The organism is Methanoculleus sp. MH98A (genome assembly GCF_000691865.1).
Taxonomy (GTDB): domain Archaea; phylum Halobacteriota; class Methanomicrobia; order Methanomicrobiales; family Methanoculleaceae; genus Methanoculleus.
Map to the genome: position 1 here is coordinate 1 of NZ_JMIO01000147.1, position 653 is coordinate 653.

Annotated in this window: 2 protein-coding genes; one reads left to right on the forward strand and one right to left on the reverse strand. The window is 51.0% G+C overall.

Going from position 1 to position 653, the window contains the following annotated elements:
* The coding region (locus EI28_RS12170; protein ID WP_048115189.1) for a nucleotidyltransferase family protein at positions 1-201 on the forward strand (201 nt) is incomplete at its 5' end.
* On the opposite strand, the gene EI28_RS15075 is transcribed toward EI28_RS12170, so the two are convergent.
* Positions 137-652: a virulence RhuM family protein gene (locus EI28_RS15075; protein WP_231476811.1), complete on the reverse strand. Its 516-nt coding sequence runs from the start codon at positions 650-652 to the stop codon at positions 137-139. The two genes, EI28_RS12170 and EI28_RS15075, sit on opposite strands and share 65 nt — an antisense overlap.
* Position 653: the final 1 nt, after the last annotated feature.

Sequence of the window (653 nt, forward strand, 5' to 3'; positions counted from 1 at the left end):
GCAGCAAGCGACATCGATTTTGTCGTCGAGTTCGAACCGATGACTCCAGCGGAGCATGCAGAGGCTTATTTTGGTCTCGCAGAAGATCTGGCCCGGCTCTTTTGCCGCAAGATCGATCTCGTCGAGCGATCGGCGATCAGAAACCCGATCTTCCGTGAGTCCGTGGAAGAAACCTGCAAAGATGTCTATGCCGTCGCGTGAAGCACAGAAGTATCTCTACGATATTGCCGGGGCCGCCGACTATATCGCGCAGTTCACCGCCGGAAGATCCTTTGAGGAGTATCGTACCGATCCCATGCTGAGGTCTGCTGTCGAGCGGCAGTTCGAGATCATCGTCTGCCAGCAAGCGCTCGAAGTCATCTTCCCCAAGGAACGTACCATTCTCCATCCGCTTTTTATCAAGTACATATCCTTTAATGGCAAATTCCGTTAACACCCGAGTCGCCCACTGACGGAACTGGGTGGCTCTTCGGGAATTGACGCGATACCCAACCGAGATTATGGCATCAAGGTTGTAGTAGTCAAGAGTCCGTGAAACTTCACGATCACCCTCGATTTGAACTGTTAGATATTTTCTAATAGTTGCATCACGGGTCAACTCGCCGCTTTCGTAGATGTTTTTCAGGTGTACGTTTATTGTCGGAACAGTCACA